This window comes from Burkholderia sp. M6-3 (assembly GCF_050858985.1).
GTDB classification, from domain to species: domain Bacteria; phylum Pseudomonadota; class Gammaproteobacteria; order Burkholderiales; family Burkholderiaceae; genus Paraburkholderia; species Paraburkholderia caledonica.
In genome coordinates, this window is sequence record NZ_CP110090.1 from 2,033,834 (window position 1) to 2,053,259 (window position 19,426).

The following is a 19,426-nucleotide window of genomic DNA, read 5'->3' on the forward strand; positions in this document are numbered from 1 at the left end:
GACTATGTTGCGGCCAGGTCGTGGTCAGGTCACTGCAGGTTGTTCAGGCGGCCTCGGCAAGCACCTTGCGCTCTTCGATCGCAGCCGCAGGCGGCGCGGCGTGATTGACGCCCATTGTTCGCAGCGAGCTTGCGCACGCCTTTACGACGCGGCGCATCACATGCTCGTCGACCTGCCCGATACAGCCGATCCGAAAGCTCTCCACCACCGTCAGCTTGCCCGGATAGATGATGAAACCCTGCTGCTTCATCAATTCATAGAACCGCTCGAAGCTGAACGAAGGATGCGCCGGCGAGAAAAACGTCACGATGATCGGCGAGCGCCAGCGCGCGTTCAGAAGCGGCTCGAAGCCGAGTTCGTGCATGCCCGCGACTAGCACGTCGCGATTGTTCGCATAGCGCGCGAGGCGCGCCGGCTGCCCGCCTTCAAGTTCGTGTAGACGCAGCGCCTCGATAAACGCGGCCACCGTATGAGTCGGTGGTGTGAAGCGCCACTGGCCAGTGCGGTTCATGACGTCCCACTGATCGTGCACGTCGAGCGCGAGCGAATGGCTGCGTCCGCGGGCATCCTCTAGCGCGCTCTTGCGCGCGATCACGAAACCGAAGCCCGGCACGCCCTCGATACACTTGTTCGCCGACGACACAAACGCCTCGCAGGCAATGTTGCGTACGTCGAGCGGCACGGCGCCGAATGCGCTCATCGAATCGATCAGCAGCTTGCGGCCTTTGGCCGCCGTGACCGCGGCGATTTCCTCGATTGGGTTGAGAATCCCCGAGCTCGTTTCGCAGTGCACAGCGACGACATGCGTAATGCTCGCGTCCGCGTCGAGCATGCGTTCGACTTCCGCGGCGCGCGGCGGCAAATAATCGCCCTTGTCGAGAACCGTGTGCGCGCGGCCGAGGTAGCGCAGCGTGGTCGCAATGCGCTTGCCGTACGCGCCGTTGGCCAGCACGAGCGCGTGGCCGTCGCGCGGAAGCAGGCTGCCCAGCATGGCTTCGACGCAATAACTGCCGCTGCCTTGCAACGGTACGCAATCGTATTCGCCCGCTTCGTCGCCGGCGATGTCGAGCAGCCGGCCGCGCAGGTGAGCGGTCATTGCGCGGAAATCGCCGTCCCACGAGCCCCAGTCGCGCAGCATTGCCTGCTTCGTCGACAAAGCGGTGGTCAACGGGCCTGGCGTCAGCAGATACGGTTCGCCTTGTGACGGTTGGTCCATCGCGGGGTTGCCCCGTGACGGCGCGCCTGTGGCGCTTGTTTGCGCTTTCGCCGGGGAACTGCCAGTCGCGCTTTCCATGCCGGAACTCCAGTCTTGCTGGTTTGGATAGCGCCTACAGTACCGAAACGCCATGCATCGGTAAAATCGATATAATCGATGCACATATCGCAAATACTTATAGCTAGCCGATTCCAATGCCACGGAGGCTTACGTGCAATACGCACAATTGCGGGCGTTTCATGCGGTGGCCGAACACGGCGGATTTTCACGGGCGGCACAGGCGCTGTCGCTTTCGCAACCGGCGGTGTCGGATCATGTGCGCAGACTGGAGCAGGATTACGGCGTAAAACTGTTCGAGCGCGGACCGCGCGGTGTCGAAACCACCGAACTCGGGCTGCGCCTCTTCAGCGTGACGCGGCATATGGTCAGCTGCGAGCGCGACGCGCGGCAATTGCTCGAATCGGCCGGCGGGCTGGAGTCAGGCTCGCTGTCGCTTGCGGCAGACGCACCGGATCTCGCGGTCGCGCTGATCAGCGCGTTTCGCAAGCTGCATCCGGGCATTGTGGTGACGCTGTCCATCGCCAACGCGGCGGACTGCATGCAGCGGGTGTTGTCGAGCGCGGTGGACGCGGCCATCACCGCCGCGCCGCAGGTTCACAGCCGGCTCGAATCGCGCGTGCTGCGGCGCGATCCGCTGGTGGCCATGGTGCCGGTGCGCTATCCGGTCGCGAAGAAACGCAAGCTGAGCTATCGAGAGCTCGTACAGCAGCCGATGATCTTTCGCGAGCCGCAATCGGTCACGCAACAGCTGCTCGAGATCGAACTGGTGCGCGAGTCGCTGCAAGTGGAGCCGGTCATGTATGTAGACGGCCGCGAGGCGCTCGAAGAAGCGGTGGCCCAGGGCATGGGCGTCGGTGTAATTGCCCGAGCGGAATTCAACCAGTCGCGGCGTATCCGGATGATCCCGCTCGACGATTGTCAGGTGCGGATGACCGAGTCGCTCACGCGGCTCGCAGAGCGGCCGGGGTCGAATCTGCTCGACGCGTTGTTTGCTGTTCAGTTGCCGGGCATCGAGGCAACGACTGTGTGACACCGGCAAGCGGCGTTTTTCAGCGGCGTTTTTCAGCGGCGTTCTTCAGCGGCGTTTTCAGCGACCTTCTGCGCCGCTTGCCTTCGTGCTGCTTCTCTTCAATCTGTGCGACGCATTCGAATCGGTGTCCGAATCAACGGCGCGCGCCCGATTAAGGCGCGCGCCGCTCTCTTAACGTGCTCCGCCGCTTGCGATCAGGCTTTCGCCGGTGATCCAGCGTGCTTCGTCGGAGGCGAGGAACGTGACGACCTCGGCGATGTCGTCCGGTTGACCGATGCGGCCGAGCGGCGTTGTGCTCACCGCCCACGTTTCCAGGTCTGAACCGATAAAGCCCGCGCTATGCGTGCCTTCGGTCGCCACCATGCCCGGATTCACCGAGTTCACGCGAATCTTGCGCGGCCCGAGTTCTTTCGCAAGCACGCCCGTGATGCCGTCCACCGCGCCCTTCGTCGCCGTATAGACCGCGCTGCCCGGGGGCGTGATGCGGCTCACAACCGAACTCACGTTGACGATGCTGCCGCCTTCGCCCAAATGCTTGACCGCTGCCTGCGTGACCAGCAAAAGGCCCAGAACGTTCACATTGAAGTGCTTATGGAAATGCTCTTCGGTGATTTCTTCGATCGGCGAGAAGCCGTACACGCCGGAGTTGTTGACGAGAATATCGAGGCGGCCATAGGTCTCCACCGCCGCGTCGACAATGCCTTTCGCATCCGCGGCTTTCGACACGTCGCCAGCCACCGCTACCGCTTTGCCGCCAGCGGCCGTGATCGCGGCGACCACGTCGTCGGCGCCGGCCTTGCTCGACGCGTAGTTCACTACCACCGACGCGCCTTGCGCGGCCAGGCTCTTCGCGATCGCCGCGCCAATACCTTTCGATGCACCCGTTACAACTGCAACCTTGCCTGCGAGCTTGCTCATGATCGTATGTCCTTGAGTTGGGTTAGCGCCTCAGTGCTGCCGCGACGATTCGCGGCATTCACGCTGTTTCAGCAGAACTGCTGCGGCGCTGGCACTGGACACAATGTAAGCAAGGCGACCATGCGGATAAAGCGGCTCGCGGCGAAAAGATACGTCGGGACAGCCGAACAATCGCGGAACAATCAGCAAGCGGACTGTAAGGGGATGGGATTGCCGGCCCGGTGACGCGGCTTCAGCGTTTGCGGGCGAGCGCGATATGCACGGCGATGCTCAACAGCACCGCCAACGCACCCAGAGTATCCAATGCAGCAGACAACACGATCGTCTCCTTGCTAGCGTAGTCACTGCTTGAGGAACGATTGGCAACCTGACCGATTAAAGGACTTTCGCGGAACTCCGGCAACTGTTCGGGCTCGACGCGGCGGCCTGGCCGCCTGCGCTGCGCATCGGGTCGCGCCTCGTCGTCAATAGAGCGAACTGCCGACGACAACTCTACCTGCGGCGGTGGACAATGCCCTATCCCGGCAATCGCACGAAACGCCTATGAAAGCGCAGCGTCCGCATCGTCCTCCGCAGTTCGCTCGCGATGCTCCGCACGCCGAGTGGCGCGATCACACGCTGCCTTATATCGTCGTGGCGGCGGTGATCCTGCTCATGGTCTCGCTGATCGTATGGGTCGTCGACCCCGCTCCGCCGAAGACGATCACGCTGAGCGCCGGCCCGCACGACAGTTCGTTTGTCATCGCCGCCGATCAATATAAAAAGATCCTCGCGCAAAACGGCGTAACGCTGAAGGTGCTCGAGTCCGACGGCTCCGTGCAGAACCTGAAGCGCCTGCTCGACCCGAAGCAGCACGTCGACCTCGCGCTCGTTCAGGGCGGCGTGGCGGACGGACTCGACACGTCGTCGCTGGTGTCGCTTGGCAGTGTGTTCTATGTCCCCGTGGTGGTGTTTTATCGCGGCACGGGCGTGACGCAGCTGTCCCAACTCGAAGGCAAACGCATCGCGGTGGGCCGCGAAGGCAGCGGCACACGGTTGCTCGCGCTCAAGCTGCTCGATGCAAACGGCATCGAACCTGGCGGCGGCACAACGCTGATCCCGAGCGACGGGCTGCAAGCGGCCACGCAACTCGTCAAGGGCGAGGTCGACGCGGCAATCCTGAGCGGCGATTCCGCCACGCGTGGGCTGATGCTGCGCCTGCTTCGCGTGCCGGGCATTTCGGTGCTGAATTTCGACGAAGCCAGCGCCTATACGCGGCTCTTTCCGTATCTGGATCAGATCGATCTGCCGCCAGGCGTGCTCGATCTGCGACACAAAATTCCGCCTGAGACGGTGCATCTGATCAGTCCGACGGTCGAACTGGTGGCGCGAACCGATCTGCATCCGGCAATCTCCGATCTGCTGATCGAAGCGGCGCAGGAAGTGCATGGCATGCCGGGCCTGTTACAGCGCGCGGGCCAATTCCCAAGCCCGACCGCGCACGAGTATCAGATCAGCGAAGACGCACAACGCTACTACCGCACGGGCAAGAGCTTTCTGTACCGGACGCTGCCGTTCTGGCTCGCGAGCATCGGCGATCGCACGCTCGTGTTGCTGTTGCCGGTGGCCGTATTGCTGTTTCCCGCGATGCGGCTGATCCCGGCGCTGTATGCGTGGCGAGTGCGTTCGCGCATCTACCGCTATTACGGTTCGCTGATTGCGATCGAGCGCGGCGCGCTCGCGCAGACAACCGACGACGAGCGCAAGCGGCTCTTCGCGGAACTTGATCAGATCGAGGAATCGCTGAATCGGCTGCGCATGCCGTTAGCGTATGCGGACGCATTCTATGTATTGCGCGAACACGTCGGATTCGTGCGCGCGAGACTTGCGGCTGCGGCGCATTGAGTGAGTGGCCACGGTGATAAGCGGCCACCGTGAGTTCCAGGTGGCCGGCTTCTACATCATTCGGGCTTCATGTCGGCCGGAGTGGTCTCCGACCCGTTGGCGGATTGCGCAGCAACTTTGTCGTCAGGCGACGCATCCGGAGAACCGGCTTGCGCATTCTTCTGGTCGCCAGGCTGTGAAGCTTCGAGGGAAGCGTCCTTCGGAGCGTCCTGCACGGCTTCATGAACCGGCGCGGCAGCATCGACGGAGCCTGCGGCGGGCGTTTCTTTCTGAGAATCGGCCGACGCAGCCGCCGCCTTCGCGCTCTTCGCCGCGCGATGCGCCTGCAAACGTTGCGCGCCCGCTGCTTCCTGCGCCGTGACCTTGCCGGCCTCCGCGCCCGTTAGATCCACGCGGGCGGCGCCTTCGACGAGCGACTTCCAGTAGCGGCTGCCGCGGCACCAGGTCTTGATCGCGTCGCGCAGTTCGGCTTCGCTCAGCGACAGGTCCTTCGCGTGCACCACGAGGTCTTCGAAGATGCCGACCTTCAACGGCAGCTTCGGCGCCGGGTTCTTCGGGAACGCATTGGGGAAACGCTTTTGCAGACGCCCGATGGACTTCACCACCGGATCGACCGGTTTGGCGTCGGCCGCGGGCGCTGCTGCGGGCCTTGCCGCGCCGGCACCACCGCCAGCACCACGGCGCTGATGCGACGGCTTGCCGCCAGGCCGCCGGTCCGCCTTCGCGCCGGGCGCCGTGCCGGAGTTCGCGGAGTGCGCCGCGTTGGAAGGCTTTGCGGGCTTCGCACCAGGCTTGCCGTCATTCCTGGCATCGCGCCGTGCGTCCGACCTGCCCTCGGCCTTTGCGCCGGACCGGGCGTCGGCCTTCGCGGCAGGCGCAGACTGGGCGCGTGCCGCGGCCAGTTGCTTCTTCAGTTCAGCAAGTTGTTCGAAACCCATAGCGCACAACCAATCGAGAAAGACGAGATTGTAGCAGCGCTCGGTAAGACCTTCGTGACGGCGTTGCAACGCCGTCCGAGCCGCCGCCGCGAGCTTTGCGCCAGCTTGCGATTACACTCGGCATTTCAGGCCTTTCAGTTGGCACTCGCGCTTCATGGACCTCAGGCAAATCCAGTACTTCATCGCACTTTTCGAGGACGGCTCGGTCACGCGGGCAGCCAAGCGGCTCAATATCGTGCAGCCGGCGCTCAGCATGCAGATTTCGAAGCTGGAAGCCGAGCTGCATCAGAAGCTGTTCGAACGCGGGCCGCACGGCATGACGCCGACCGACGCCGCGCGCCAGATGTATCGCCTCTACACGCCGATCATGCGCGACATCGAGCGCGCGCGTGAGCAGTTGAGCCGACGCGATGCGATCGTCACTGGCCGCGTCGCGCTCGGCATGGTGTCGTCGGAGGCGGAAAGCGTGCTGCCGGAATCCCTCGCAAGATTCAATGCGATGTTCCCGCAGGTCGAGGTCTCAGTTGCGGACGGCTTCAGCGCGCAACTGATCGACGCGGTCGAAGCGGGTCGGCTCGACGCAGCCGTCATCAACAAGCCGCGTGGACGCCTGACACTCGACGTCGTGCCGCTGCTCGACGAAGAGATGGTGCTCGTGACGAGCGCCGCGCTCGGTCCGCAGCTGCCGCCGACACTCGAGCTAGCCGCGCTCGCCGACGTGGAACTGGTGCTGCCCACACGGCGCAACGGCCTGCGCGGCGTGCTCGACGCCGCGCTCCTCGCGGCCAATGTGGTGATCAAGCCGAAGTTCGAGATCGACCTGCTGAATACGATCGTGCAGTTCGTCGAACAAAGCAGCGTGGCGACGATCCTGCCGCGCGTCGTCGTGCAGCGCAAGGTCGATCAAGGCGTTTTGTGCGTGCGTGCAATCGCGTCGCCGCCCATCGTGCGGCACATCATCCTCGTGAGTCATCCGAAGCGCCCGCTCGGCCCGGCCGCGCTGGCGCTCATCGACATCATCACCGAGGAGATCCGCCGGGTGACGACCGGCACGGCGCTCGCCTGAGCGCCGTGGTCTTCGCAGCAAACGAAACGCTGAACCGCTGCCGGTGCTTCATACCGGTTCGCGAACCGCACCCTGATCGAGCTTGCCGAGCGTTTCCGGCACGATGAACGCGCCGGTCAGGAAAATCACGCTGATCGCGCCGACAAAGACCGCAAGCGTCAATGGCAACTGGCTCGCATCTTTTGCGACGAGCGAGACAGCCGTCGGCATCATTCCGCCGATAGCGAAGCCGATATTCCACGACAATCCCGTGCCGGTCGCGCGAATCGCGGTGGGAAAGCGCTCGTTCAGGAAGATCAGAATCGGCGCGTAGCCGGCACTGCCGAGCGCGCTGAGAATCACCGCATAGACGCCGACCATCGTGATGCTGGATGCGCCCGGTAACAGCAGGAAGAGCGCGGGCAACGCGAAGAGACGAATCAGCCCGAGCCACACGAACGCCGTCTTGCGGCCGATGAAGGTGCTTAGATGTCCAGCGGCGACCGATGCAATCACCACCGCCACGCTGCACAGCATCAGGATCGCAGCGGCCGCGCCGTTCGGCGCGTGGCTCACCACTTTCAGGAAAGTCGGCAGGTAACCCGACGTGAGGTAATAACCGCTGCCGCCGCCTACCGTCAGCAGCAGATTGACTAAGAGGATCGAGCGGTAGTCGCGCGAAAACAGCGTGCGCACCGGCGAGCGCACCACTTCGACCGGCGCCTTCACCGCCGACGTGGAGGCAGCCGCGGCCTTGGCGGCTTTTTCGGCCGCGAGCTTTTTCCACAGCGGCGATTCTTCGAGGCTGCTGAACACGAACAACCCGAGCACCGAACTGACGATGCCGGTAAAGAACATGCAGCGCCACCCCCAGACTTCGAAGAGTTGGCCGGGGAACAGCGTGGACATCGCGAGATACGTGAGCGACGCGAGCAACGCGCCGAGCCCTGCCCCGCCGCCGCCGATCAGACCCGACACCGCGCCGCGATATTTCGGCGCGACGGATTCGGTGCCGATCGTATGAGTCGACGCCACCACGCCGCCCACGAAAACGCCCTGCACGAGACGCAGCACGAGAAAGATGATCGGTGCGGCGAGGCCGACCTGCGCGACCGTCGGCAGTGCGCCGAATGCGGCAGTGGAAAGGCCTACGCCGACCACGGCGATGATCATCGCGCCCTTGCGTCCATGGCGGTCCGCATACGAGCCGAACCAGGCCGAACCGAGCGGGCGCATCAGCAAGGTCACCGCAAACGACGCGTAAACCGCCGCGAGCGACAGCATCGCGTGATCGGACGGAAAGAACAGCCGCCCAACCACTGGTGCGACGAACAGCAACACGAACAGGTCGAACAGATCCAGTGCCCAACCCAGGCACGAGGCGAATACTGCACCCATCACTTGCCGCTGATCGATCGCGGGCAAGGCGGCGCTATTTTGCGCTGCTACGGACATCGTCATCTCCTTGACTGTCTGCGGGCGTCTCTCGATCGTCCGCGATTTGGCGCACGTTCTTTCGCGTGCTTGGGTGGTGTTAAGAAACCTTGAGGAATGCGTGGCGATAATCGGCGCGGCTCGCAATGTCCGCACGCCCGGGCAGGCGCCGCGCGAGTATTGCGTCGGCGATCTTCTCGGCCATCATGATGGTCGGGATGTTCGTATTCGCGGACGGCAGCCGCGGCATCAACGACGCGTCCACGACGCGCAAACCCTGTGTGCCGCGCACACCGCCCGCCGTATCGGTGACGGCCGCCGGATCGTTGGCGTCGCCCATGCGGCAGGAGCCGCTCGCATGCCAGACGCCGAACACGTTCGCGCGAATGAAATCCTCGAGCGCGCCCTGGTCGGCGAGCAGGTCGGCGAGCCGCTGACCACGCGTGAAGAAGCGTTCGATCAACATGCGCCGCAGCGGCGCGGGGCCGTCGAGCAAACGGCCGAGCAGCGACGTGAGCAGCGCATTGCTCGCACTGACGCGGCTCAGCGCTTTTACCCGCGCGGAAAACGCAGCGGGAAAGAAGTCGCGGGCGTTCTCGCCGAAACCCGAGGCCGCAACGATTTTCGCGAGCATCCGCACGCCGGAGGCGAGCCGCGCGATATCGCGCGGGTCGTCGAGCAGATTCAGATCGACGCGCGGCGGCGCGGCGGGATCGGCGCTAACGAGTTGCACGCGGCCACGCGAGTGGGGACGGTTGCACCAGAGAAAAAAGAGGCCTAGCCGGTTGCCGAGTTCGTGCCAGGCGGCGCGGGTCGCACTCGACAGATACAGGTCCGACGCTTCGCCGCCCGCGATGCCTGAACTCAGGCGTGCGGCCATCATGCTCGCGCGTCGCCGCGACAACGGCATGCGCAATTGCGGCGCGAGAAAATGGCAGAACGTGAGCGATGGATGATCCTGCAAATTACGTCCCACGCCCGGCAGATCGATGAGACAGTCGATGCCGAGTGCATTCAGTTCCTCCTTGGGGCCGATGCCTGCGTGCATCAGCATCGCGGGCGACTGCAACGCACCCGCGCACAACACGACTTCGTTCGCGTTGAAACGAACGCGCTCGCCGTTGCGTGCGAGCGCGACCACACCGCGCGCGACGCGCCCTTCCATCACGATGCGCTCCACTCGCAGATCGGCATGGATATGCAGATTGGTGCGCTTGCGCGTGGACTCGTCGAGATACGCGATTGCCGTGGACACACGGCGGTCGTCGAGATTCGAGAATGCGGCGGGAAAAAAGCCGTCGCCGAATTCGGCATTCTGGTCGTGCAGCGGCGCGACACCGTTCTTGCGCAAGCCGCTGGCGAACGCGTTGCAGAAAGGCGGCCAATCGGCGGGCATGATGCGCCTGATCGGCACGGGTCCTTCTTTGCCGTGCAGTTCGCCGTCGGGGAAATCGACGTCGCGTTCGAGCTTGCGAAAATACGGCAGCACGTCTTGCCAGCCCCAGCCGCTCGCGCCGTTCGCTGCCCACCCGTCGTAGTCGCGCGGCAAACCGCGATTGGCCGACTGCACATTGACGCTGGAGCCGCCGCCCATCACGCGGCCCTGTTCATAGACTCGCGGCGCCGAATCGCGCGTGGCTCGCGCCGTCAATTCAGGCCAGATGTACGTGTCGCCGCAAAACACTGGCATCGGGTAACTGTCGAGAATCTCCGGGGGCACGCGGCCCGGCGGCGTGTCCGCGCCGGCTTCGATCAGCGCGACGCGCAGCGACGGGACCGCGGAGAGGCGCTGCGCGAGCACGCACCCCGCCGATCCGCCACCGACGATCACGTAATCGAAGTATTCCATCTGCGTGTCTCCTGAATCGTTTTATGTGCTACGGCACCGCGGTTGTTCAACTGCCGCGAAACACCGGCTTGCGCTTGCCATGAAACGCCTCGACGCCTTCACGGAAATCGTCGGACGTGCGCAAGCGGCTATAACAATGTCCTTCGAGTTCGATGGCGATCGACAGCGGTGCGTCCTCGGTATCGTTGAGCAGCTTCTTCGCGGTTCGCTGCGCGAGCGGCGAGAACGCACGCAGTTCGTCGACGAGCGCATCGGTAGCCGCTTCGAGTTGCGCGTCGGCCACGCACTCGACCGCGATGCCCCACTCGTATGCCTGCTTGCCCGGAATGCGGCGCGAACGCATCACGATGTCCTTGGTGCGGCCTACGCCGACCATTTGCTGCAAGCGCGCCGATCCGCCCGAGCCGGGAATCTGTCCGAGCTTCTGTTCAGGCAGCGCATAGAAAGTGGTGTCGGTCGCAATCCGGAAGTCGCAGGCGAGCGACAATTCGAAGCCCACGCCGAAGCAGAAGCCGCGATTGGCGGCAATCACCGGCTTCGAACAGCGCGCCGGCGCCGCGATATTCCAGGCAAGCTTCGACACGTGTTCCGGCGACGCTTCCAGGAAGCCCTTGATATCGCCGCCGCTCGAAAAATGCTCGCCCTTCGCGCGCACCACGATCACGCGCACGCGCTCGTCTTCGTCGAGTGCCTCGAAGGCTGCGCGCAACTGATCCCGCGCATGCATCGAAATCACGTTGAACGGCGGCCGGTGCAGAACAATGTCGGCGCGCTCGCGTTCGGCGTCAGTCTCGATCGAAAAGCCGTCGAGGTCTTGCAGCAGGCTCTGGCCGCGGTGGGTCAGCTCGGTCATGAGAATCACTCCTTGTTGATTTCGGTTTGCTTCTGAATGGTGTCGTTGCCGCGCTCGTCTGTCAGGTATTCGCCCGCGGACAGCTTGCGGCGCAAAATCTTGCCGACCGGCGACTTCGGTATGTCATCCACGAACACGTATTCGCGCGGGCGCTTGAAGTTGACGAGGTCCGACGTGCGGCAATACGCATCGAGCGTTTCGGCGTCGACGTATTCACGCCGTTTGATAAATGCCACCACGCGCTGGCCCCAGCGTTCGTCCTTCACGCCGGCCACCGCGACGTCGTCCACGGCCGGATGCAGAGAGAGCACCGACTCGATATCGACCGGCGAAATGTTCTCGCCGCCGCTGATGATCATGTCGTCGACGCGGCCCGACACATACAGATCGCCGTCGCCGTCGATATAGCCCGTGTCGCCCGTGAAGTACCAGCCGTCGCGCAGTGATTTCGCGTTCGCGTCCGGCCGGTTCCAGTAGCCTTCGAACGCTTCGTCGCCCAGCAGGTCGACGATGATCTGCCCTTCCTCGCCGACTTCCGCGAAATCGCCGGGCGTACCGGCGTCGAGCTTCACGACCCGCAAACGTGTGTTGATGCCCGCGCGCCCCGCGCTGCCCGGTTTTTTCGTCGCGTCCTGGTCGATACTGAACGTGTAGACCTCAGACGAGCCGTAGTGATTGACGAACAGTTCCGGTTCGAACGCCGCCGAGAGCCGTTTGAGCAAGCCATCGTTCATCGGCGCGCCGGCGAAGCCGAGCTTGGTCACCGTGGACGTATCCGTCGACGCGAACGCAGGGTCGCCAAGCAGATCGTGGTAAAGCGTCGGCACGAGATAGAGGCACGTGACCTTGTGACGCGCGATAGCCTCGAGCGCGAAACGTGCATTCCAGCGGCGCGCGCAAACGAACGTGCCGTCCACGAGCGCCATGGCGAGAAGCGAGCGAACGCCCATCGTGTGATAAAGCGGCATCACGCCGAGCGTGCATTCGCCATGACGGTAGAGGTTTTGCGCCACATGCGCGAGCGCTGCCGCGCGTTCCTGCCGGTGACGCCGCGGCACGCCCTTCGCCTTGCCCGTCGTACCCGACGTATAGAGAATCAGCGAATAATCGTCCGCGCCGGCATGTGCATCCGCGTCCGAATTCGCGCGGCCGGCCACCTCTGTGAGCAGCCTGTCGAAGCCCGCGCTGCGCCCAGGGGCAACGTCGAGTCCGATACGCGGCACGCGTTGCGCCGCGGGGCTTTGCATCACCGCCTCGGCCGACACCGGCTCGTAGACGATTGCCTTCGCGCCCGCATCGCTCACGCAGTAATCGAGCTCTTCGGGTTTTGCCCGCCAGTTCAACGGCACGATCACAATGCCCGCAAACTGACACGCCCAGTGCAGCGTCGCCATTTCCCAGCGGTTTTGCAGCACTACAAGCAAGCGGTCGCCGTGCGCGAGGCCAATCCCACGCAGACCGTCGGCCACATTGACGATGATGTCGTGCCACTGCGCATACGTGAGCGCAAGCTCGCCGTCCACGAGTGCCAATGCGTTCGGGCTGCGCTCGACGCTTTGCAAAAATGTACGTCCGAGGTCAAGCATGGCTCGCCTCCAGCGCGTCACCCGTCACGTTGCGGTGCCGGCGGCGCGCGGCCACATCGAGCACGGCCGCGACGATCGGCGTATAGCCGGTACAGCGGCACAAGTGGCCGGACAGCATGTCACGCACCTGCGCTTCGCTCGGGTCGGGCACGCGTCGCAGATAGTCGGCGCACGACATCAGGATGCCTGCCGTGCAGAAGCCGCATTGCAATGCGTGATGGCGTTGAAACGCTTCCTGCAGATCGCCGAGCACCATGTCTGGCGCAAGACCTTCGACAGTGTCGATGCGCTGCCCTTGCGCCTGCACGGCCAGCATCAGACAGGACCGCGCCGCAACGCCGCCTACCTTAACGGTGCACGCACCGCAGACGCCGTGCTCGCAGCCTACGTGCGTGCCGGTCGCCCCCAGTTCGTGACGAATGAAGTCGGACAGCAGATCGCGCGGCTCGCAATATGCGCTGCGTTCGCGGCCGTTGAAGGTCAGCGTCACGCACTGCCGTTCGTCTCGCCGCAAGACTTGCGGCAGGCCGTCTGCCATTTTTCCGTTGGATGTGTTGCTCACTTTGCCTCCTCTATCACGCGCCATCCGAGTTGCCGGACCAGATGCCGGCGGTAGCTCGCACTGATATGCGCGTTGTCCTGCGCGCCCAGCTTCCAGCTCAAATCGTTCAACGCCCCGCGCAAATCGTCACCGGACAGACGCGGCCATCGCTCGACCACCGGCCGGTCCGCCACGCCGCCCACGGCGAGGCGGATGGCATCGTCGGTGACCACTGCGGCGCACGCGACAATCGCGAAATCGCCATGACGTGCCGAGAATTCCGCGAAGCCATAACGCTCGCCCTCGCGCTTAAGCGGGAAACGCACCGCTTCGACGAGTTCGTCGGGTTCGCGCGCAGTCATCAACATGCCCTGAAAAAACGCGTCCGCCGAAAGCACGCGCGGCTTCTTTTTCGAGCGCAGCATCACGTCGCCGCCGAGCGCGCTCAGCACGAGCGGCAGTTCGGCGCTCGGGTCCGCATGCGCGATCGAGCCGCACACGGTGCCGCGATTGCGGATCTGAAAGTGCGAGATGTGCGGAAAGGCCATTGCGAGCAACGGCACTTCGTCGCGTAGCGACGCGCGCCATTCGACGCTGCCTTGCGTCGCCGCCGCGCCCACCGTCAATGAACCGGCCTTGCGGTCGACGCGCACCGAGTCCAGTTCGCCGGTGCGCGAAATGTCGATCAGCATGCGCGGTTGAGCGAGCCGCATGTTCAGCACGGCCATCAGCGATTGGCCGCCCGCGAGGACGCGTGCGTCTTCACCGTGTTGCGCCAGTGCGTCGAGCGCATGCTGCGCGTTCATTGCGCGCAGGTAATCGAACGGCGCGGGTTTCATCGTTGTCTCCTGAAGCGGGCCAACAAGCGCGACAGCCACGAACCGCCGCCGTCACTAGAACTGTGAGCAGACGCGGCGAGCGGCTTGCCCCCGGCCTGGCGTCCCAGCGATTCGAACAGTTGACGCAACACGACTTTCGCCGCGCCTTCCAGCATCCGCGCGCCGACCGCCGCGACCTTGCCCGAGACCTGCGCCTCGTAGTCGTACGAAAGACGCGTGCCGGTCGCGATCGGCGTCAGTTCGACAAGACCGCTGCCACGCGCGCTGCCGAGCGACGACATGCCCGCGCCCGCGAGGCGCAAACGGTGCGGCGCGTCGATCTCCGACAAACCGATCTTTGCTTCGAACCGCGCCTTGATCATGCCGACGCCCACCGTCACGTCCGCGCGATACTGATTCGGACCTTCGGCTTCGAGCGCATGGCAGCCGGGAATCACCTTCGCGAGCGCGTTCGGATCGAGCAGCACGGCAAACACGGCTTCGGGCGTTGCGGGCAGATCCACACTGCCTTGCGCGGTGAGTGCCTTGCCGCCGCCGGACATCGCGGGGTTCTTCGGCGCGGGTGCTTCGCGCAACTCGGGGCGCGAGGGCTCGGGGTCGTCGATGCCGATCAGCCCCATTACTTTCGAAGGCGTAAGCGGCAAACGGATGTCGTCGACGCCGAGCGCATCGGCCACCGCATTCGCGATGCATGGCGGCGTGCTCATGTTGTTACCCTCGCCGAGTCCCTTCGCGCCGAGCGGCGTGAACGGCGACGGTGTTTCCAGATGCACGATCACCGGATCGGGCACCTCGCACGCGGTCGGCATCAGATAGTCGGCAAGCGTGCCCGACTGGAAGCTGCCGTCCGCGCCATAACGGAACTCTTCCATCAGCGCCGCGCCGAGTCCTTGCGCGAACGCACCGCGAATCTGGCCGTCGGCGAGCGCGGGATTGAGCAACGTGCCTGCGTCATGCGCGGTCACATAACGGTCGATGCGCACGCGGCCCGTTGCGCGATCCACTTCGACACCGCACATGTCGAACACAAAACCATAGGCCGCCGAAGTATTGATGCGGTCGTTCTCATCGGGCGCCGCCATGTTCGGCGGATTCCAGAACACCGTCTCGCGCAAGCCTGGCTCCTCGCCCTCGGGCAGCAACGCAGGTGCCCAATGCGGCGCATTCGCGGCGACCCGGCCGAAGGGTTGCGCGCGATCTTCCGCGCCTTGCGCGAAGATGCGGCCGCCCTCGAAGCGGACATCTTGCGGCGCACAGTTCAGTTGCTTCGACACGATGCGCGCGATCTTGTCGCGCACACGCATCGCCGCGAGATGCACTGTGCCCGCGACCGCGCCCGCAAAGCGGCTCGAATAATTGCCCGCGGCGACCGACCACGCGTCCTTGTGTGTATCGAATTCGACGTTGACGGCCACCTCGTGCGGCGCAATGCCGAGCACGTCGGCCACCACCTGCGCGCATACCGTCATGTGGCCCTGACCCGCAGGCGTCGATGCAATTGTCACGACGACGCCGCCGAGCAGATCCACGCTGACCGTCGCGCTGGCAATCGCGCCGCTTTTCGGACCGGCCTTGCGACGCGCTTCAGCGGGCATCACGGTCGTGATGTAACCCATGTTCGAGATTGACGGCTCGACGACCGCCGAGAAGCCGATGCCGTACAGGCGCCCTTCGCTACGCGCGGCCTCACGGCGTGCACGCAGTTCGTCATAGCCGCCTTCGTCGAGCGCGCGGCGCAACGCTTCCTGATAGTTGCCCGAATCGAGCAGCGCGCCTGCCGCGGCGCGATACGGGAACGCATCGGCGCGCACGAAGTTGCGGCGATACACGTCGAGCACATCGAGCCCGAGCTCGGCCGCGATACGCTGCATGAGCCGTTCGAGCGCGAAATACACCTGCGGTCCGCCAAAGCCCCGCACGAGTCCGGTGGGCGTCTTGGTGGTCAGCACGACGCGGTTACGCACGAGCAGATTGTCGATCGCGTAGGCGCCCGTGAGACACCCATGCATGCGATAGAAGGTTGCGGGCTCCGGCGCACGCACATATGCGCCGCAGTCTTCGAGTTGGTCGTAGGACAGCGCGGTGATGCGGCCGTCGTTGTCGACCGCCGCTTCAATGGTGGACAGGCGCGCCGTGGCAGACGTCGCCGCACTCAAATGCTCGAGCCGATCCTCGACCCATTTGACCGGCGCGCCGGCCTTGCGCGACGCGAGGCACATCAGCACCACATACGGGAACACCGCCTGCTTCACGCCGAAGCTTCCGCCCGAATCGCGCGGTGCCTTGTGACGCAGACGATTCGCCGGCACGTTCAAGGCCATCGCCATGACCGCGTGCAGCGAGAACGGCCCCATGAAATTCGACGTGACGTCATAGCCTTCGTCGCCGGGCAGATACTCGGCAATCACCACGCCGCATTCGATCGGCGCACACGTATTGCGCGGATAATGCGCGACCAGTTTCACGCGATGCGGCGCTTTTTCGAACGCCGCCTCCGGCTCGCCGTAGCGGAAATGCCGGTCGCTGATCACGTTGCTGCCCACCTTCTCGTGCAGCACCGCAGAGTTATCACCGACAGCTTCCTCGATCGACGTTACAGGTTCCAGCGTCGCGTATTCGACCTTGATGAGATCGAGTGCGTCTTCAGCGATAGCGCGCGATTCGGCCAGCACGACCGCCACCGGTTCGCCGACATACCGCACGCGGTCCATCGCGAGTGCCCACTGCTCCATCGGCGATTTGATGCCCACTACGAACGGGCGCGACCATGCGCGCAGATCGTCACGTGTGAGAATCGCGCGGACGCCTGGCAGTTGCGACGCGGCTTGCGTATCGATTGCAAGCAGTTCCGCATGCGCGTGCGGCGAGCGCAAGACCGCCGCGTGCAGCGTGCCGGGGCGCACGCCGATGTCGTCGCCATAGCGGCCGCGGCCCGTGAGAATCGCCGGATCCTCGAGACGCTGCATAGGGCGCCCTACATGACGCTGCCCGCCTTGTGCGGCTTCGGCCTCACGTTCCTGTGTGGCCGCATCGGCTGTATTCACCAGATCGCGCTGGTTCATTGCTCGCCTCCCGCTTGCCGTTGCGCGAATTCGTCGGCGAGGCCGCTCCAGCGTTGGGCGATCTCGCCATGCTCGATACCGAACAGATCGAGAATGCGTCCGACGGTGTGATCGACTACGTCTTCGATTGTTTTCGGATGCGCGTAAAACGCGGGCACCGGCGGCATCACGATCGCGCCCATCTCGGTCGCGTGAGTCATATTGCGCAGATGCGCGAGATTCAACGGCGTTTCGCGCGTGACCATTACGAGGCGGCGACGCTCCTTGAGCATCACGTCTGCGGCGCGCGTCAGCAGGTTGTCGGCGAAACCGTTCGCTACGGCCGCGAGCGTTTTCATCGAGCACGGTGCGATCACCATGCCCGCCGTGATGAACGAACCGCTCGCCACCGCCGCGCCGATATCGCGCACGTTGTAGACCACGTCGGCCATGCTATCGAGGTCGCCACGGGTCATGCCGAGTTCTTGCGCAGCCGTGACGGCGCCCGATGCGGACACGATCAGGTGCGTCTCGTGTGTGCCGAGACGGCGCAATGCAGCGAGCAGGCGCGCGCCGATCAGCGCGCCGCTAGCGCCTGAAATGCCGACGACGATGCGCTGCGTGCGAGTTGTGCGCAGGTCATGCCGGTTAGTGTCGAGCCTCGCTTCAGACATGACCGTCACCGAGATAAGCGTCGAACGCGGCGTTATCCGCCGCGACGAGTGCGTTCAGATCCACTGTGTCCTCACCGGGAATCCGCACGCGGGTGAACACGTGCGATGCATAGGCAACCGGACGCGTCGCGTCGAGTCCCATCTTCGCGCTGATGCCCTGCAGATACGGTGGTGCGTCCTCGGGCTGGCCGACGGTAGTCGACGGATCGAGTGGCGAGCCTTGCGCGCCTTCGATCACGACGAGATCGCGATCCGCCTGGAAGCGCGTGGCAATTGCCCATTCGATTTCGGCGGGATCGTGCACGTCCACGTCTGTATCGACCACGACCACCTGCTTGATGTCGTAATGCGCGCCGAATGCGCACAGAATCACGTTCTTCGCCTCGCCCTCACGCTTCTTCTCGAACTGCACCCACAGGTGATAACGGCACACTCCGCCCACCGACAGATGCACGTCCTTCACGTTCGGATGGCTGCGTTGCAGATGCGCGAGCAGCGTCGCCTCGCGGGGAATTGCGCCGAGCAGCAAATGCTCCATCTCGGCGGGCACGATCGTATGAAAAATCGGGTCGTTGCGATGTGTAACGGCGGTGACCTCGATCACCTCGCGCGCTTCCTGTGCGCTGTAGTACTTCGGGAATTCGCCGAACGGCCCCTCCATCTCGCGCACGTTCGGCAAGATGCGGCCTTCGATCACGATTTCAGCGAACGCCGGTACATGTACTCCGTTGCTCACGCATTTTGCGACCGGCAGCGGTGCGCCATGCAACGCGCCGGCGATCTCCAGTTCGTCGGAGTCGATTGGAGAAATAGCTTGGGACGCGAGCATCGTGAGCGGATCGACGCCTATCGCAACGGCCACGTCGAGCGCGTCGCCGGCCGCTTCCGCCGCTTTCTGGAATGCGTGAAGATGACGCGGCAACAGCAGAATCGCCATGCGGTCCGCAGCGTGCACCTGAATCCGGTTGATCGACACATTCTGCACGCCGGTGCGGGGATTGCGCGCAATCACGAGGCCGGCGGTAATGTACGGGCCGTTGTCGTGTTCGCTATGTGTAGGAATCGGCAGTAGCGCGTGAAGGTCGATGTTCTTCGTATGCACGACCTGTTGGCACGGCGCTTCGTCGCGCGGCACGAGTCGCGACGCGAGCGGATGCTCCGCAGCATCGCTGAAGCGCGCGAGCAATTCACTTTCATCCACCCCGAGCGCTTCCGCGATCCATGCCCGCCGGGACATGAAGCCGCTCACCACCGGCACGCGGTGACCGTCAGGTCGCGTGAAAAATGCCGCCTGCGTGCCGTCGAGGCGCTTGGCGATCGCCGCGAGCTCGTGTTCGAGCGCGACGGGTTGGTCGATCGTCGCCAGGCGTCCGCTTCGCGCGAGATGCGCGAGCCAGTCGCGCAAAGCAAGGGCTCCGCCTTTGCGGGCCCAGTCTGGATGTGAGGTGTCGTGCGGCGCGGCATCGCGTGTATTCATCTACGTCTCCATCGATGACTGGCTTCATGCCCCGCTTGAGT

General features: G+C 64.3%; 16 protein-coding genes. 3 read left to right on the plus strand and 13 right to left on the minus strand.

Annotated elements, in window-relative coordinates:
- Window positions 1-43 precede the first annotated feature (43 nt).
- Entirely contained in the window at window positions 44-1,294 is a 1,251-nt protein-coding gene (locus tag OH764_RS08780) for a 2-aminoethylphosphonate--pyruvate transaminase (protein WP_498846495.1), read from the minus strand.
- Between the two features lie 133 nt (window positions 1,295-1,427).
- On the opposite strand from OH764_RS08780, the gene OH764_RS08785 reads away from it, so the two are divergent.
- Window positions 1,428-2,306, plus strand: a complete 879-nt coding sequence (locus OH764_RS08785; protein ID WP_498846496.1) for a type 2 periplasmic-binding domain-containing protein — start codon at window positions 1,428-1,430, stop codon at window positions 2,304-2,306.
- 171 nt (window positions 2,307-2,477) lie between these two features.
- Here the strand turns inward: OH764_RS08785 and OH764_RS08790 are convergent, their stop codons facing one another.
- Window positions 2,478-3,224, minus strand: coding sequence for a Rossmann-fold NAD(P)-binding domain-containing protein (locus OH764_RS08790; RefSeq protein ID WP_498846497.1), 747 nt, complete (start codon window positions 3,222-3,224; stop codon window positions 2,478-2,480).
- 232 nt (window positions 3,225-3,456) lie between these two features.
- Entirely contained in the window at window positions 3,457-3,714 is a 258-nt protein-coding gene (locus OH764_RS08795) for a hypothetical protein (protein ID WP_498846498.1), read from the minus strand.
- Between the two features lie 53 nt (window positions 3,715-3,767).
- On the opposite strand from OH764_RS08795, the gene OH764_RS08800 reads away from it, so the two are divergent.
- Window positions 3,768-5,108, plus strand: a complete 1,341-nt coding sequence (locus OH764_RS08800) for a TAXI family TRAP transporter solute-binding subunit (RefSeq protein WP_498846499.1) — start codon at window positions 3,768-3,770, stop codon at window positions 5,106-5,108.
- Between the two features lie 56 nt (window positions 5,109-5,164).
- Here OH764_RS08800 and OH764_RS08805 read toward each other — a convergent pair whose 3' ends face one another.
- On the minus strand, window positions 5,165-6,046 hold the full coding sequence (locus OH764_RS08805) for a ProQ/FinO family protein (RefSeq protein WP_498846500.1): 882 nt from the start codon (window positions 6,044-6,046) through the stop codon (window positions 5,165-5,167).
- Window positions 6,047-6,200: 154 nt separating this feature from the next.
- Between OH764_RS08805 and OH764_RS08810 the strand changes: the two genes are divergently transcribed.
- Window positions 6,201-7,112: a LysR family transcriptional regulator gene (locus OH764_RS08810; protein ID WP_027777115.1), complete on the plus strand. Its 912-nt coding sequence runs from the start codon at window positions 6,201-6,203 to the stop codon at window positions 7,110-7,112.
- A 48-nt stretch (window positions 7,113-7,160) separates the two neighbouring features.
- Here OH764_RS08810 and OH764_RS08815 read toward each other — a convergent pair whose 3' ends face one another.
- From OH764_RS08815 to OH764_RS08855, 9 genes are all read right to left on the minus strand, one after another.
- Entirely contained in the window at window positions 7,161-8,546 is a 1,386-nt protein-coding gene (locus tag OH764_RS08815; protein ID WP_498846501.1) for an MFS transporter, read from the minus strand.
- A gap of 79 nt (window positions 8,547-8,625) precedes the next feature.
- The gene (locus OH764_RS08820) at window positions 8,626-10,374 is read right to left on the minus strand and encodes a GMC family oxidoreductase (RefSeq protein ID WP_498846502.1); all 1,749 of its coding nucleotides are present in this window, start codon (window positions 10,372-10,374) and stop codon (window positions 8,626-8,628) included.
- A 46-nt stretch (window positions 10,375-10,420) separates the two neighbouring features.
- Window positions 10,421-11,227, minus strand: coding sequence for an enoyl-CoA hydratase/isomerase family protein (locus tag OH764_RS08825; protein ID WP_498846503.1), 807 nt, complete (start codon window positions 11,225-11,227; stop codon window positions 10,421-10,423).
- A 5-nt stretch (window positions 11,228-11,232) separates the two neighbouring features.
- Window positions 11,233-12,813, minus strand: coding sequence for an acyl-CoA synthetase family protein (locus tag OH764_RS08830; protein WP_498846504.1), 1,581 nt, complete (start codon window positions 12,811-12,813; stop codon window positions 11,233-11,235).
- A complete protein-coding gene (locus OH764_RS08835) occupies window positions 12,806-13,351 on the minus strand; it encodes a (2Fe-2S)-binding protein (protein ID WP_498848790.1) in 546 nt (181 codons plus the stop codon). Before OH764_RS08835 ends, OH764_RS08830 begins: the two co-directional genes overlap by 8 nt.
- A gap of 20 nt (window positions 13,352-13,371) precedes the next feature.
- The gene (locus OH764_RS08840; protein ID WP_498846505.1) at window positions 13,372-14,193 is read right to left on the minus strand and encodes an FAD binding domain-containing protein; all 822 of its coding nucleotides are present in this window, start codon (window positions 14,191-14,193) and stop codon (window positions 13,372-13,374) included.
- A complete protein-coding gene (locus OH764_RS08845; RefSeq protein WP_498846506.1) occupies window positions 14,190-17,255 on the minus strand; it encodes a xanthine dehydrogenase family protein molybdopterin-binding subunit in 3,066 nt (1,021 codons plus the stop codon). Before OH764_RS08845 ends, OH764_RS08840 begins: the two co-directional genes overlap by 4 nt.
- A complete protein-coding gene (locus OH764_RS08850) occupies window positions 17,252-17,908 on the minus strand; it encodes a UbiX family flavin prenyltransferase (protein WP_498846507.1) in 657 nt (218 codons plus the stop codon). The genes OH764_RS08845 and OH764_RS08850 overlap by 4 nt, the downstream gene beginning before the upstream one ends.
- Complete coding sequence (locus tag OH764_RS08855; RefSeq protein WP_498846508.1) at window positions 17,901-19,385, minus strand: UbiD family decarboxylase; 1,485 nt, start codon at window positions 19,383-19,385, stop codon at window positions 17,901-17,903. Before OH764_RS08855 ends, OH764_RS08850 begins: the two co-directional genes overlap by 8 nt.
- Window positions 19,386-19,426 lie beyond the last annotated feature (41 nt).